Source organism: Gilliamella sp. X-57, from assembly GCF_057063565.1.
On sequence record NZ_JBXSQI010000003.1, the window covers coordinates 27487 to 43209 of the forward strand.

Consider the following 15723-nt stretch of genomic DNA (forward strand, 5'->3'; position numbering starts at 1 on the left):
ACAAAAATACAACAAAAGTCTTCAAGGGCGGTTGATTTCAAACAACCCCCCCTAAGATTTTTTAATAAGTTAAATTAAATAATTAAGCGATAAATAATCTTTTAAAATCGATTAATTTAAATGGATTTGCCATTATCCAGCAGAATTGCTTTTAGTATGGTCATAATTAAATGAATAATAAAAAACAATGCCTAATACAAGAGCATATGAAGCAAAAATTAACCAAATTGTTTGCCAATCTTTGTTGCCATCGTGTGTAAATATGTCAACAACAATACCACTTAAAATTGAACCAAAATAAGCACCAATACCATTAACCATCGTCATAAATAACCCTTGAGCGCTGGCTCGAATATCAGAATTGACCTCTTTTTCAATAAAAATAGAGCCTGAAATATTAAAGAAGTCAAATGCGCACCCATAGACAATCATTGAAAGCATTAATAGCACAAATCCAAAAGGTGTTGGATCGCCAAATGCAAATAAACCAAATCTAAGTGTCCAAGCAATTAAGCTTATCATTATGACTTTTTTTATACCAAATTTTTTGAGAAAAAATGGGATAGTTAAGATAAAAGCGACTTCAGCCATTTGCGAAACAGATAATAAGATAGCAGGGTATTGCACAATCAAACTATCTTTAAATTCTGGAATTTTAGCAAAATCATGCAAGAAAGCGCCACCGAAAGTATTGGTAATTTGTAATATAGCGCCAAGTAACATAGCAAAAAGAAAAAATACTGCCATGACAGGTTTTTTGAATAACACAAAAGCATCTAATCCTAAATAAGAAATCCAAGATTGTTTTTGGTTTTTAGATACAGCAATATTAGGTAATGTTGCACTATAAATTACAAGTAAAACCGAGGCAGAGCAAGCAATATAGAGCTGAGCATTGCTCAACTCGAATTTGCATAAGCTAATAGTCCACATTGCGACGATAAAGCCAACTGTGCCAAATACTCGTATTTTAGGAAAGACAGAAACAGTATCTAAGTTTGCTTTATCTAAGCAGTGATAACTGATTGAGTTAGATAAGGCAATAGTTGGCATAAATGCTAATGCATTGGCTAACATCACCCAAAATAAAATGGCTGAATCATTCACCGATGCGGCGTAAAAAAGCGCAATAGCACAAACAGAATGGCAAAATAGATAAAGATATTTAGCTTGCAAAAACTTATCGGCAATGATGCCAATAATAAATGGTGTAATTAATGCAGCTAAACCTTTAGTACTAAAAATCATCGATACTTCAATACCTGAAAAGTGTAAGGTATTAAATAGATAAGCACCAAAAGTGGTTAGCCAACTTCCCCAAATAAAATATTGGAAAAACATCATTATTTTTAATCTATTTTGTATGTCCATTGTTTATTCCTAAAATAAAGTGAACTTTTTATAGAAAACCAATATAAAAGTATCGATTAAAAACGTTCAATCGTTTTTGTAATAAGTTGTAAAAAGGTTGCTTTAACACGTTCAGCCGTTTCAATGACTTCTTCGTGTCCTAATGGTTGATCTAAAATTCCGCAAGCCATATTGGTTAAGCACGAAATACCAATGGTTTTAATGCCTGAATGGTGCGCTATAATTGCTTCTGGTACGGTTGACATACCCACTGCATCGGCACCTAACACGCGAATCATTCTAATTTCAGCAGGTGTTTCATAAGTTGGACCTGTCCACCAAGCATAAACACCTTGTTGTAAATTAATATTAATTTCTTTGGCTACATCAAGGACTGTTGAGCGTAATTGCTTGTTATAAAGCTCACTCACATCTAAAAAGCGCACACCTAAATCAGGATTATTTGGTCCAATGAGCGGATTATTAGCCGTAAGATTGATATGATCAGTAATGAGCATTAAATCTCCCGGTTTAAAACTGGTATTGACTGCACCACATGCATTAGTGATAATTAATTTTTCAACGCCAAGCATTTTCATCACACGAACAGGGAAAGTGACTTGATCTAATGAAAATCCCTCATAATAGTGAAAGCGTCCTTTCATTGCCACGACGGTTTTGTTACCGCATTTGCCAATAACTAATTCATTGGCATGGCCTACTGCTGCTGATTTGGCAAAATGTGGAATTGTGTCATAAGGGATGTGAACAGCATCTTCAAGTGTATCGGCAAAAGGCCCTAAGCCTGAACCTAAAATAATTCCAATAGTTGGTTTTTTGTCCGTGTTTTTTTGAATATAGTTAACGGCTTGTTGAATATCAGAAGTTTGATGCATGATAGTATCCTTTCAAAAATTAAATGTTATAAAGTAAAATAGAATGAATAAACAGTTTGAACCGATTAATTAGTTCAGTTAGACAATAAACTTATAAAATAATTAAAAAAAGTAATGATGTATATTATGAAGATTTTTGCTTAATAAAGAAAGGTACGAATTGCGATATCTTAGAATGAATTAAATAATGAGTTTTTTTATTTTTATTATTCAAATTATTAAGTTAAAAATTAATTTTATCCATCAATATGGGTTAATACTAAAATCGTCATTAAGCTAGGCGATCATCGCCAGAATAGATTACCCCTTTATCGCCTCTAAAAAATCCCAATAAAGTTAAATGGCACTGTTTAGCCAAATCAACGGCCATTGAGGTTGCTGCCGAAACCGCTAATAAAAATTCCACACCACACTTGGCCGTTTTTTGCACCATTTCGTAGCTGGCGCGGCTTGAAACCAATACCACACCATGTTGATAGTTAGGATTATTAGGTAATTGCATTGCTCTAAAACCAAGCAGTTTATCTAATGCGACATGCCGGCCGATATCTTCAAACCCCGCCATAAATTGGCCTTTCAAATCCAGCCACACAGCGGCATGAGTGCAACCCGTTTGTTGACCGACTTGTTGAACTTGCAATAAGCTATTTAAGCTGCCACTAAAATCAGCTAACTTAATTTGATTTATTCGTGGCAAAGTGGGGATGACTTGACAAACTTGCTCTATCTGTTCAGTGCCACAGATACCGCAACCCGTGCGTCCTGTTAAATTACGGCGTTTTTCTTTCAGTTCACTAAAGCGTCGCGACGAAAGTTCAATCTGGACTTCTATACCTTTTGGGGTATCAATAATATCAATGCCATAAATATCATTAACCGATTGAATAATATTTTCAGTTAACGAAAATCCCATTGCAAAATAGTGCAAATCTTTGGGGGTTGCCATCATCACTACATGCGAAATACCGTTATAAATTAACGCAACAGGTTTTTCGATAGCGATCACATCAGTTTGAGTGTTTTGCAACTCACAGTTTTTAAATTTTTGTACTAGAATTGATTCAATACCGATCGCCATGATTTGTCTCTTGTTAATTGGGTTGTAATTAAAACGACTATATAAGCACAAGCTCAAATGTGAATTAACCTAATAAACATTAACGCGTGTAAGTTTCTATCAATAGATAGCATGCTTAGCGCTAAGTAACCCATATTATGGTAAAATAGTTGACCATAATCAATTCATAATTCACAAACATAAGCCTATGTCATTACACGAAATCACACTGGCCATTATGCAGTTTATTGAGCATCATCAAATTTGGGCATTGCCAATTATATTTTTATTAGCATTTGGTGAATCATTGGCAATCATCTCGCTTTTGGTTCCTGCAACTGCCATTTTATTTGGGGTAGGGGCTTTAATTGGTGGAGGAGCAATATCGTTTGTACCGGTATTAATTGTTGCCACGGCGGGCGCTGTAGTCGGCGATTTACTTTCTTATTGGCTAGGAAAACACTATCATCAACAAGTTATTGCTTCATGGCCACTTAATAAGCACCCGAAATTAGTTTATCGTGCCGAACAATTCTTTCAAAGTTATGGAACATTTGGGGTATTTATTGGTCGTTTTTTTGGACCACTACGCGCAATTGTGCCATTAATAGCTGGCGCAATGCACATGCCAGCCACCAAATTTAATTTAGCCAATATTGCTTCTGCGCCAGTTTGGGCATTTGTATTGCTTGCACCAGGTGCGCTTGGTGTGCCTTGGCTAGAAACACTCTTTGGCTAAAGCGTGCCTATGGTATAACTACGACGTCCACTTTTGCGCCCCAATGCTTCTAAATTGGTTTGCAATGGTGGGAATGGTAGCGTCAAATGATGTTTACGATAAGCTTCAAGTATCAGCTTATGTATAGTGCTTCGCAGTACCATTCGGTGTCCCATTTCAGCAGCAAAAACACGTAATTCAAATAATTGAATGCCTTCTTGGATATCTACCAAAAATACTTGTGGTTCAGGATCGTTAAGCACATATTCACATTCATCTGAGGCTTGTTGTAAAAGTTTGATAACCAGATCACTATCAGCATCGATAGTTGCGGGAATGGTTAATACAATCCGAGTGATCGAATCTGATAACGACCAGTTCACCAATTGTTCGGTAATGAAAGCTTTATTGGGCATCACAATTTCTTTACGATCCCAATCAACAATGGTAATTGCGCGGGTATTAATTTTGGTGATATTACCGGTCAAATCGCGAATTGTCACAGTATCGCCAATGCGCACCGGTTTTTCAAATAAAATGATTAAACCAGAGATAAAATTGGCAAATATTTCTTGTAAACCAAAACCTAACCCTACACCTAGTGCAGCAATTAACCATTGAATTTTAGACCAGTCGATACCAATAAACGAAAACGCAATCATACTACCTATCATTAAGGTAATATATTTTGAAACCGTCGAAATTGCATAACCTGTTCCTGGGGCTAAATCTAAATGCTGTAAAATGCCTAACTCCAATAAAGCAGGTAGATTTTTGACGAGTTGCACGGTAATTGTCATCACTAAAATTGCAATGCATACCGCACCAAGGGTGATGTATTGTTCAATTTCGGTACCATTAACAATGGCACTGGTTCCCCACAGCTTAATATTATTCATAAAAGCGAAAGCCGAATGCAGTTCAGACCACAGCAAAATCATAGTAATGAGCGCAATCATCATAATAATCGATCTAACTAAATGTAAAGATTGGGCACTAATAACATCTAAATTAATAACAGGTTCATCGACACTTTCGTTCAGTGAGTTAAGATCATCTTCTTGTGATTTTGCCCGCTGCATCCGTTCTAAACGGCGTTGCTTGGTGCGTTCAAATTCAATACGACGCTTTTGAATCCACATCCAACGGCGAATCATGTAATAAATAACTAATAGTGCAAACCAAATAATAACTGATGCTTCAAGGCGGCCTAATAACACTTGCGCAGTTGATAAATAGCCCAAACAAGCAGCAATAATGGCAAGCCAAGGAGCACTTAATAAGATAAACCACAAAATATGACTTAATAAATTATCGCCTGTTCCTTTTTTATCAATATAAAGAGGCACGCCAGCGCGATGGATGGCGTTAGTCATAAACACTAAAGCAAAACATAAAAAAATAAAAGCTGTACGACCAATTGTGGCAGCAAATTGGCGGTTGTTATACTCGTCAAAGCTCATCACTATCATCACTAATGGAATCACAAGCCAAATCGAAAGCTGATAATATTTCATTGCCGAGCGTACGCTACGTTCAGACCAACCAAAATGGCTAATAAATAGCCCATTAGGTGATGCAAAGTGCGCTGAAATAATAAACACCCATAAAATTGGCGCTGCTGCATTTACACCATAACCTAATGCATATGCAACAGGATAATCCCAATTAATTTGCAATGCATAACCAAACACCGCCCACAAAATTGGCACCGGTAACGCCATAATTAATGAAAAGATAACTACTTTTAGGGTTAAAGAATAACTATCTTGTGTCACTTTACCCACGCGGCTGGCTGATTGAGTTAAAAAGGTATTATATTTGGTGCGCATTTTAAAATGCGTAAACACAAAGAGTAACGATAAAATGATTAAAAATAGCGGTTTGGGCGCACTCAGTACCTCAGTACTGGCATTATAAAGTTGTGAAAGGGTATCGATTGAAAAAATGACATAAACCACATCTTTAGCTAAATTGATTGGATAACTCAAGGATATTGGATTAACATCCGCCACCCAAAAGAAGTACCTATGTGCGGCATCGTTCACTTCATCAATCGCATTAGTTAATTGTTTATTAGCAATTTTTAATTTGGTCAATTCTAAAATTGTGGTATCAGTACCTGAAATAAGTGTCTTAAGTAATTCGGCCTGTTCCCGAATTAAACGGCGATATTGTGTTGCTTCTTTGACGTTATTAAGCGGACTTGTTAAGGTTGGATAATCGTCTAACGCAGTTAAAATATTACTATAATTAAGTTGTTGGGCTTTGGCCTCAGCAATTTCGGCATCTAGTGCTTGTGATTTAGGCTTTTCGGGTAATCGTAATAACTGTTGACGCAAGGTTTCGCCCAGAGCGGTTGAAAAGCTCAACCACTCACCTTGCTCGTCAAGCGTTGCTAGCGTATTTTGTACGTGTGAAATCTGCGTAGTGATATTGTTTTGCTCATTAACAATGCTGGTTAAATGCGTTTTTTGTAACTCCATATTTTGCCGGAGTTCATCATTTTTATCACTCAATTGTTGAACAACTTGCGAAAGATCATCCTCGCTATTAATGATGGGCGTGGTTTCTTCGGCAAAGGTTAGTGAAGAAAACAACACAGCAGCAAAGCATAAAAAACCACGAATCCACATAAAGTTATATCCTATTAGCTAATTTTTGACCTACACGTGCAACATCGCCCACTTTAAGGTGGCTTTCAAACTCAATTGCATTTGATGCAAATAACGTAATCACTGTTGACCCCAATTTAAAGCAACCCATATCTTGCCCTTTTTGTAATTTGACTTCACCTGAATATGTCCAACGTTTCATGACACCCTCGCGCGGTGGCGTAATGACACCTTCCCATGGTACTTCGATGCTACCGACAATGGTTGCTCCGACTAAAATTTGCGCCATTGGTCCAAAGTCAGTTTCAAAAAGGCATATTACACGTTCATTACGTGCAAAAATATTTGGAATGCTTTCCGTTGTCGCCTTATTGACTGAAAACAGTGAACCAGGCACATAAATCATCTCACGCAAAACACCATCGCAAGGCATATGAAAGCGGTGATAATTTTTAGGTGATAAATAAGTGGTTGCATATGAACCATTTTTAAAAAACTTGATCATATCAGGATGACAAGCAAGCAGTGATTCTAAAGAATAAAAATGCCCTTTAGCCTGTAACAGCTGGGTATCTTGAACGGTACCAAACTGACTAATAACGCCATCAGCTGGCATAACAACGACACTATCGGTAGCATCAATTGGGCGTGCATCCTCATTTAATTCACGGGCAAAAAAGTCATTAAAGGTTTTAAACGCTTTAACATCGTTAATTTTTGCTTCGCTCAAATCCACTTTATACAGTTTACAAAAGCCCATAATCATCCATGTAGTGACTTTTCCCAACTGTTTTTTTGCCAGCCATCCAAATATGATGGTTAATAGCTGTTTAGGAAGAAGATACTGAATAATTGCTTTTAACTGATTTAACATATATAACTCTCAAGTAAAGATAGAAATACGGCATTATACCAAGATTTATACATAAAGTGTAAAACGGCTAAAATGAATAATGTGTAATCGGTAATACCGAGCACCAATATTGTAAACACTTTATCATGCCTAAGAAAGTTAATGGTAAATAATTAAATATGGTATTCATTGCTAGTTATTTAAATTCTATTTAACAAAAATGACATGACACGGCTAAAGATAAAAATTAAGCTTGGGTTATACTTCATCGGATTAAGAAACACATTACCTAATTTCTAGTGAATATAGAATGGCTATTTGCCGTATCACAATCATTTGAATGGGTGCTTGTGAACCGCCTAAGTTAACAGAGTATAAAAAACACTAAATTATTGATGATAAACACCGGAATTAAAATGCATATTGACCATTTCATATAGCCAAAAAAGCTTGGCATGTTAATTTTATTTTGCGTTGCAATGTTTTTGACCATAAGGTTGGGTGCATTACCTATATAGCTAAGCGCTCCCATAAAAACCGATCCCATTGAAATAGCCAGTAAGGTTTTTTCAAGCACTGTCATTAAGGTCGTGGCATCGCCCGAAGCTAGATTAAAAAAGACTAAATAGGTTGGCGCATTATCTAAAAAGCCAGAAAGTAAACCTGATAACCAAAAGTACATGCTATTGATTGGCTCACCTTGTGTATTGGTTACCAGTGATACGATTGGGGCTAATGCGCCATGACTACCAGCTCGTAACATGGTAAGTACCGGAACGATAGTAATAAAGATGCCTATAAATAGTTTAGCAACTTCGATGATAGGTTCCCAATTAAATTCGTTACCTGCACGAACCTGTTTAGGGGTGATTAGCATTGAAATGAGGGTAATGATAATAAACAAACTATCGCGAATTAAATTGGGTAAAGTAACATGTGTACCTAAAACTGTAAAACTAACCGATGAATGCCAAATGCCAGACATTAGTACGCAGGTAATAATTGCTATTAATAAGAAAATATTGTTTTTTCCATAAATTTTAACGTTAACGTTCTTGGATTTTGAAATGGAATTCAGTTCTGATAAATTGCCATATTGCAAACGAAAGTAGTGGCAATCAATAACATAATAAATAGCTAATAATAGTAATGAGCTAAGTAGAACTGGCAACAGCATATGTTTAACTGTCCACCCAAAATTAACGCCTTTTAAAAAACCAATAAATAACGGTGGGTCGCCCAGCGGGGTTAATCCTCCGCCAATATTAGCCACTAAAAAAATAAAAAAGATAATAGTGTGCATAGAACAATTTCGATTACGATTGGCTCGGATCAATGGCCGAATCATTAACATGGCAGCACCTGTGGTGCCCATGATCGACGCTAATAGCGTACCAATTGCCAGTAAAGTAACGTTGCGTTTGGGTGTACTGAGCGCATCACTCTTAATCAAAATTCCTCCCGAAACAGTAAACAGTGCCAGCAATAACAAAATAAAAGGAATATATTCGGCTACCACTGTATGAGCGGTCAGGTTGACGGTAGTTTGTAAACCAAATGCATACAAAGTAAACAGCAAAAACAACATTGTCCAAAAAGTAACAACTTTGCCATAATGATGATACCAAATCCGCGGCAAAAATAGTGGCATTAGCGCAATTGAAAGCAAAATCCCCACAAACGGAACACCCCAAAAGAGTGATAAATCTTGACCGTTAAAATCCATAGCAAAAAGGTCAAAAGGTATGAGGGTTAAGGTTATAAGAGGTACAAGGGCTTTCATTGTAGATTTGTTTTTGGTTTTAAAGTGGTGAGGGATTATAGCAAAGAGTTTTTAATTTATCGAATGTTGAATATGGGGATTAGGTAAAAATAGTTATATTGGGAATTTAATTGCATAATAATAACCTAAAAAAAAACAATACCCCACCGTAACAATTTTGATTAATTTGTTAGCTGGGTTTTCGTATATTGTAGTTAAGCCGTTATAATAGCGATTATTTGATTTTGGATAAAATAGGACAATTGTGCAAACCTCATTAAAAAAGCCCCAATTACATTGCCGAAACAAACATCGAAATGGTTATGATTTTGCAAAGCTCATGAGTAGACTTCCAGAACTGTCTCAATATGTAAAGCCGAATCTATATGGTAATTTATCAATTGATTTTGCCGATCAGATGGCAGTTAAAATATTAAATAAAGCCTTGTTATTTAATGATTACCAAATAAATTATTGGGATATTCCAGATGGTTATTTATGTCCGCCCATTCCGGGTCGAGCGGATTATATTCACTATTTAGCCGATTTATTGGCACAAGATAATCAAAATAGCATTCCGATAGGTAAGCAAATTCGCGTTTTAGATATTGGCGTTGGTGCCAATGTGATTTATCCCATTATTGGTTGTGCTGAATATGGTTGGTCGTTTGTGGGAAGTGATATCAATCCAGCGGCTATCAAGGTTGCCTCTTTAATAATACAGGCCAATGCGTTACTAAAAAACACTTTGCAGTGTCGATTACAAAAAGATAATCAAGCCATTTTTAAGCATATTATTAAGCCTAACGAATTTTATGCGTTAACGATATGTAATCCACCTTTCCATGCTTCGGAACAAGATGCGCTGGCAAGTGCACAAACTAAACTGAAGAAGTTAGGTAAATTAACGCATTCAAAACCAAAAACCGTACTTAATTTTGGTGGGCAACATGCAGAGTTATGGTGCAAAGGGGGCGAGGCCGCTTTTATTGCTAATATGATTCGCGAAAGTACTGAATATAAAACCCAATGCTTGTGGTTTTCGTCATTAGTGTCGAAAAAAGAGACCTTATCATTAATCAACAAAAAGTTGAAACAAGCCAATGTCGTTCAAAGCCATATTATTCCCATGGCACAAGGGCAAAAAATTAGCCGATTTGTCGCGTGGTCTTTTTTTGATCAACATGAGCGCCAACAAATTTTGTTAAAAAATGCCCAAAAGACAGAGCAACCACAATAAATTAGTCCACTTTTTTGTTATTCAAGTGAGCAGATTTTGTTGTAAAAAGTAGCTTAAATTCATTTAGTTTATTCTAATAAAATACCGATAGCTTATTGTATTGCTTTTGGTTAAGATGGGTGGTTATTTAATAACCATCATTAACACAACCCAATCTTCAATATGCATAGGAAATACCGATATGAAAAGTAATCAAACAGCTCAACTTATTGAGCAGCTACAAGGTATTGTTGGACATAAATATACTTTAACAAACCCTAACCGTACGTTACCTTATCGTCAAGGTATTCGTTTTGGTGAGGGTGATGCATTGGCCGTTGTCTTACCCGGGACGTTAGTTGAGCAGTGGCAGGTATTAAAAGCGTGTGTTGAAGCGGACGTGATTGTTATCACACAATCAGCCAATACGGGCTTAACAGGGGGATCGACACCCGATGGTAATGATTATGATCGTCCCATTGTGATTGTCAGTACTCGTCGATTAGATGGGATTAAAGTGATTGAAAATGGTAAGCAGGTTGTTTGTTTGCCGGGTAGCACATTATTTAGGTTAGAAAAAGAGTTAAAAAAATATCATCGTGGACCGCATTCGGTCATTGGTTCATCTTGCATTGGCGCTTCTGTGATGGGCGGTGTATGTAATAATTCTGGTGGAGCACTTATTCAGCGTGGGCCAGCGTATACACAAATGGCAGTGTTTGCGCAATTAGACCAGCAAGGGCAGTTGCGCTTAGTGAATCATTTAGGGATTGAACTGGGGGATGATCCAGAAACGATTTTACAGAACTTGCAAAATCATACCTATACCGATAAGGATATTAAACGTGATGCTGGTTTAGGGCATGATCATCATTATTGTGATCATGTTCGTGAAATTGATGCTGATACACCTGCACGATTTAATGCTGATCCCGCCCGTCATTATGAAGCATCAGGTAGTGCAGGGCGCTTAATGGTTTTTGCGGTGCGTCTTGATACTTTTCCACTTGAGCAAAAATCGGCAGTCTTTTATATCGGTACCAATGATATTAATGAACTAAATGGTATTCGTCGCCATATTTTAGGGCAGTTTAAAACGTTGCCTGTGTCGGGTGAATATATACATCGTGTGGCGTTTGATATTGCTGCGGTTTATGGAAAACCGACCTTTCTAGCTATTAACAAGTTAGGTACCGATATGATGCCGCGCATGTTTGTTTTTAAAAATTGGGTTGATCGTGTTACGGCAAAAATCCCATTTTTCCCTAAAAACTTTTCGGATCGGTTTTCTATCTTCGCCTGCAAATTTTTACCTAATCATTTACCAAAGTCATTGCGTGATTATCGTGATCGTTATGAACATCATCTTATTTTAAAGATGGCAGATGATGGGATTGCTGAAGCTGAAGCTTTTTTGAAAGACTATTTTCAAAATAAAAATAGTAATTATTTTTTGTGCAATGAAAAAGAGGCCGAAGCGGCAATGTTACACCGTTTTGCAGCAGCGGGGGCTGCAACGTCTTACCGAAATGTACATAGCAAAACAGTAGAAAACATTGTTGCATTAGATATTGCACTAAGGCGTAATGATACCGATTGGTTTGAAACACTGCCAGAAAGCATCGATCAAAACTTTATTTACAAAATGTATTATGGGCATTTTTTCTGTTATGTGTTCCATCAAGATTATATTGCTAAAAAAGGGGTAGATTGCGATAAAGTTAAGGAGGAGATTTTAGCATTGCTTGATCAGCGTGGTGCGCAATATCCAGCCGAGCACAATGTGGGGCATTTGTATCATGCCAATGAGGATTTGAAAAAATTCTATCAAGAGCTTGATCCTACAAACAGTCTTAATCCGGGTATAGGTAAAACGTCCAAAAAGAAAAATTGGGCTTAATACATGGTTGAGTTATGTTAAATTGTAGACACCGTCAAGTATTGAAATTTAACCGCCAAAAAATACTATCTGATGGTGTTTTATTGAACAACTCCTGTGAATCTTTTTTAGACGGATAACAACGCGATACAACAGCTATCGCGTTATTCAGATCATAGTAATTTTTTTAATTGATATAACATCTCTAATGCTTGTTTTGGCGTTAAAGCATCGGGATCGATCTGTTTTAACGCTTCTTCTACTTCTGACGGTTCGGGCTCGTCGATTAAAGAAAGTTGCGATTTATCGACACCACTGTTAGCAGATTGTTTTGAGATAATTTCAAGCTCTTTCAATTTTTGTTTAGCCCGTTTTAATACTGCCTTAGGCACACCTGCAAGCCCTGCCACAGCAATCCCAAAACTTTTACTTGCAGCGCCTTCAGAAACCTCATGAATAAAAGCAACGTTGTTATCGTGTTCAATGGCATCGAAGTGGACGTTATAAACGCCTTGCATATGTTCTGGTAACTGGGTTAATTCAAAATAATGGGTTGCAAAAAGCGTCATTGATTTGATTTGATTGGCTAAATTCTCAGCACAGGCCCAAGCTAAAGAAAGCCCATCATACGTTGAGGTACCCCGACCGATTTCATCCATTAAAACAAGACTTTGTTCTGTAGCATTATGCATAATGTTGGCCGTTTCGGTCATTTCGACCATAAAGGTAGAACGACCTGATGCCAAATCATCAGAGGCGCCAATTCGGGTAAAAATGCGATCAACAGGTCCAATGATTGCTTTAGAAGCAGGGACAAAACTACCAATATAAGACAATAGTACAATTAAGGCCGCTTGGCGCATATAGGTACTTTTACCGCCCATATTGGGGCCAGTAATAATTAACATTCGCCTATTTGGCAATAGTGATAATGAGTTTGCAATAAATGGTGTTTGTAAAACTTGCTCAATTACCACATGTCGTCCATCTTTAATTTCTATACCGGCATTGGTCGATAGTGTCGGTTTTTGGTAGTTAAGGGTTAATGCCCGTTCTGCTAGATTGGTAAGCACATCAAGTTCGGCAATAGCCTCAGCGCTAATTTGCATATCGGCTAGATCTGGCATTAACAGATCAAATAGCTGTTCGTAAAGTTGCTTTTCAAGTGCTAAGGCTCGCCCTTTAGAGGTGAGCACTTTATCTTCGTACTCTTTAAGTTCAGGGATAATGTATCGTTCTACATTTTTCAGCGTTTGACGGCGAGTATAATGAATTGGCGCTAAATGGCTTTGTCCGCGGCTTATTTGAATATAGTAACCATGCACTGCATTAAATCCGACTTTTAACGTATCAATGCCAAGTGTTTCACGCTCTCGAATTTCAAGCTGTTCTAAGTAATTGGTTGCCCCATCAGCTAAACTTCGCAATTCGTCTAGTTCTGCATTATACCCGCTGGCAATCACGCCACCATCACGAATAATCACGGGGGGCGCTTCGACAATGGCGCGCGTTAATAGAGCGGCGATGCTTTCAAATTGATTTATCTTGGCACGCAAACCAATTAAAGCGGGTGAAGTTAAGCAAGTCAATAGTTTTTGTAATTGCGGTAGCAGATTATAAGCATCACGCAAACGGGCAAAATCACGAGGCCGAGCGGTACGCAGTGCCAGCCTTGCTAAAATACGTTCTAAATCACCAATTTGCTTTAATAGCGGATTAACATCATCAATATAATTTTGTAATTCACTAATCGCCTGTTGGCGATTTTGTAATATTGTCAGATTACGGATTGGTGAGTGCAACCAACGTTTAAGCATTCGGCTGCCCATTGGAGTTTGGGTTTGATCAAGTATGTCAGCAACGGTATTTTGTGTTCCACCCGTTAGGTTTTCGGTAATTTCCAGATTACGGCGAGTTGCAGCATCTAGCACAACAAAGTCATTTGTCGATTGCTTAATAATGGAACGTATATGGGGCAGAGCAGTGCGCTGGGTATCTTTAACATATTGCAATAAGCAACCAGCTGCACAAAGTGCATAATTGCACGCCTCTACACCAAATCCAACTAAATCATTGGTGCCAAATTGCAAATTAAGCTGTTGTTTTGCCGTTTCAAGATCAAAGTCCCACTGTGGACGACGGCGCAGACCATGGCGATTTTCAATTAATGGCATGGATTGAAATTCTTCGGGATATAGCAATTCAACAGGGCTTGTACGTTGCAGTTCAGCTTGCATTGCTTCGAAGTTGTCACATTCAAAAACATAAAAACGACCAGAACTAATATCAAGTGTGGCGTAACCATAATGGTTTTTATGTTGCCAGATTGAAGCAAGTAAATTATCTTTGCGATCTTCTAGTAATAATTCGTCACTGACTGTGCCCGGAGTAACAATACGAACGACTTTTCGTTCAACTGGTCCTTTGGTTGTTGCTGGATCGCCTATTTGTTCACAAATAGCCACCGATTCACCTAGCGAGATTAACTTGGCTAAATAACTTTCAACCGCATGGTACGGCACACCCGCCATAGGAATCGGTTCACCATTAGACGAGCCACGCTTTGTGAGCGAAATATCTAAAAGCTGCGAGGCGCGCTTGGCATCATCATAAAACATCTCATAAAAATCACCCATGCGATAAAAAAGCAAAATATCAGGGTTTTCGGCTTTTAATCTTAAATACTGCCGCATCATTGGGGTATGGTCGGTTAAATTGTCTTCATTTATCATGGCATTATTTGGGTTTTTATCTTTCAACGTAATAAGTCAAATTCACAAGTCTTACAAAGTATCATTAAAACGCATAAAATTGCACTGATTCCTCATTTTTAGGGTCATTAAAAGTTTGATAAATGTAAGCTGTATGATGTAATCATTCATATAATAATTTTATTATAACTGATTATTAGTCTATTACAGAGGGTTATTTGGTGCTTAATGTAAAATGGATCTATTTGTGTTTTAAAGTATTGGGTTTATTATTTTAAATTATAGACTCGTTTATACGGTTTTATTATTCGACAATTTGAATGTAAAAAGTTTTTTATCTTTATCTAGCAGCGTAATTTTTTACGTCAGTTTTGTATTTTAATAAAATGGGGTATTTAGCATTTAATTCTTTTTTTACGATTAGTTTAGATTCTTATATTATAATATTTAGCCATCTCAATATTATGTTGTATCTTTCTTGTTGATGTATTTTATAAAAATGTAATCAAAGAAATTTGTTATGCTCGCAAAAGAATTAGACAACACAGCCCTTGGCTCAAAAGTAAGGGAATAAATTGTGACTGAATCTTTAAAGGTCACACTATTGAACGTGATTGAGTTAGTGCAGCTTTTTTTTAAAATCTTAATTTTAAAAAACTTTCA

General features: G+C 37.1%; 10 protein-coding genes. 3 read left to right on the forward strand and 7 right to left on the reverse strand.

Annotated elements, in window-relative coordinates:
• Positions 1–132: 132 nt before the first annotated feature.
• The 3 genes from ACYIAL_RS02230 to fdhD form a co-directional block, all read right to left on the reverse strand.
• Positions 133–1371, reverse strand: a complete 1239-nt coding sequence (locus ACYIAL_RS02230; RefSeq protein ID WP_483750850.1) for a nucleoside permease — start codon at positions 1369–1371, stop codon at positions 133–135.
• A 56-nt stretch (positions 1372–1427) separates the two neighbouring features.
• Positions 1428–2246, reverse strand: coding sequence for a purine-nucleoside phosphorylase (locus ACYIAL_RS02235; protein WP_483750851.1), 819 nt, complete (start codon positions 2244–2246; stop codon positions 1428–1430).
• 271 nt (positions 2247–2517) lie between these two features.
• Positions 2518–3324, reverse strand: a complete 807-nt coding sequence (gene fdhD, locus ACYIAL_RS02240; RefSeq protein ID WP_174796090.1) for a formate dehydrogenase accessory sulfurtransferase FdhD — start codon at positions 3322–3324, stop codon at positions 2518–2520.
• 187 nt (positions 3325–3511) lie between these two features.
• Between fdhD and ACYIAL_RS02245 the strand changes: the two genes are divergently transcribed.
• Entirely contained in the window at positions 3512–4042 is a 531-nt protein-coding gene (locus ACYIAL_RS02245; protein WP_174796091.1) for a DedA family protein, read from the forward strand.
• Here ACYIAL_RS02245 and mscM read toward each other — a convergent pair.
• The 3 genes from mscM to ACYIAL_RS02260 all read right to left on the reverse strand — a co-directional run bounded on the left by mscM (position 4039) and on the right by ACYIAL_RS02260 (position 9272).
• A complete protein-coding gene (gene mscM / locus ACYIAL_RS02250) occupies positions 4039–6657 on the reverse strand; it encodes a miniconductance mechanosensitive channel MscM (RefSeq protein WP_483750852.1) in 2619 nt (872 codons plus the stop codon). The genes ACYIAL_RS02245 and mscM overlap by 4 nt on opposite strands.
• A gap of 4 nt (positions 6658–6661) precedes the next feature.
• Complete coding sequence (gene asd / locus ACYIAL_RS02255) at positions 6662–7510, reverse strand: archaetidylserine decarboxylase (protein ID WP_483750853.1); 849 nt, start codon at positions 7508–7510, stop codon at positions 6662–6664.
• Positions 7511–7853: 343 nt separating this feature from the next.
• Positions 7854–9272 carry a sodium:proton antiporter gene (locus ACYIAL_RS02260; RefSeq protein WP_483750854.1) on the reverse strand — a complete coding sequence of 473 codons (1419 nt, stop codon included), beginning with the start codon at positions 9270–9272 and terminating at the stop codon, positions 7854–7856.
• A 241-nt stretch (positions 9273–9513) separates the two neighbouring features.
• Here ACYIAL_RS02260 and rlmF point away from each other — a divergent pair, with 241 nt between their 5' ends.
• Positions 9514–10491 (forward strand): 23S rRNA (adenine(1618)-N(6))-methyltransferase RlmF, encoded by a 978-nt coding sequence (gene rlmF, locus ACYIAL_RS02265; RefSeq protein ID WP_483750920.1) that lies wholly within the window; start codon positions 9514–9516, stop codon positions 10489–10491.
• Positions 10492–10672: 181 nt separating this feature from the next.
• A complete protein-coding gene (gene dld / locus ACYIAL_RS02270; RefSeq protein ID WP_483750855.1) occupies positions 10673–12370 on the forward strand; it encodes a D-lactate dehydrogenase in 1698 nt (565 codons plus the stop codon).
• A gap of 152 nt (positions 12371–12522) precedes the next feature.
• Here the strand turns inward: dld and mutS are convergent, their stop codons facing one another.
• Positions 12523–15081 carry a DNA mismatch repair protein MutS gene (mutS, locus tag ACYIAL_RS02275; protein ID WP_483750921.1) on the reverse strand — a complete coding sequence of 853 codons (2559 nt, stop codon included), beginning with the start codon at positions 15079–15081 and terminating at the stop codon, positions 12523–12525.
• Positions 15082–15723: the final 642 nt, after the last annotated feature.

Bases quoted from the DNA above. Each gene is read 5' to 3' on its own strand.
- ACYIAL_RS02230 (WP_483750850.1), bottom strand. From the start codon at position 1,371: ATGGACATACAAAATAGATTAAAAATAATGATGTTTTTCCAATATTTT.
- ACYIAL_RS02235 (WP_483750851.1), bottom strand. From the start codon at position 2,246: ATGCATCAAACTTCTGATATTCAACAAGCCGTTAACTATATTCAAAAA.
- fdhD (WP_174796090.1), bottom strand. From the start codon at position 3,324: ATGGCGATCGGTATTGAATCAATTCTAGTACAAAAATTTAAAAACTGT.
- ACYIAL_RS02245 (WP_174796091.1), top strand. From the start codon at position 3,512: ATGTCATTACACGAAATCACACTGGCCATTATGCAGTTTATTGAGCAT.
- mscM (WP_483750852.1), bottom strand. From the start codon at position 6,657: ATGTGGATTCGTGGTTTTTTATGCTTTGCTGCTGTGTTGTTTTCTTCA.
- asd (WP_483750853.1), bottom strand. From the start codon at position 7,510: ATGTTAAATCAGTTAAAAGCAATTATTCAGTATCTTCTTCCTAAACAG.
- ACYIAL_RS02260 (WP_483750854.1), bottom strand. From the start codon at position 9,272: ATGAAAGCCCTTGTACCTCTTATAACCTTAACCCTCATACCTTTTGAC.
- dld (WP_483750855.1), top strand. From the start codon at position 10,673: ATGAAAAGTAATCAAACAGCTCAACTTATTGAGCAGCTACAAGGTATT.
- mutS (WP_483750921.1), bottom strand. From the start codon at position 15,081: ATGATAAATGAAGACAATTTAACCGACCATACCCCAATGATGCGGCAG.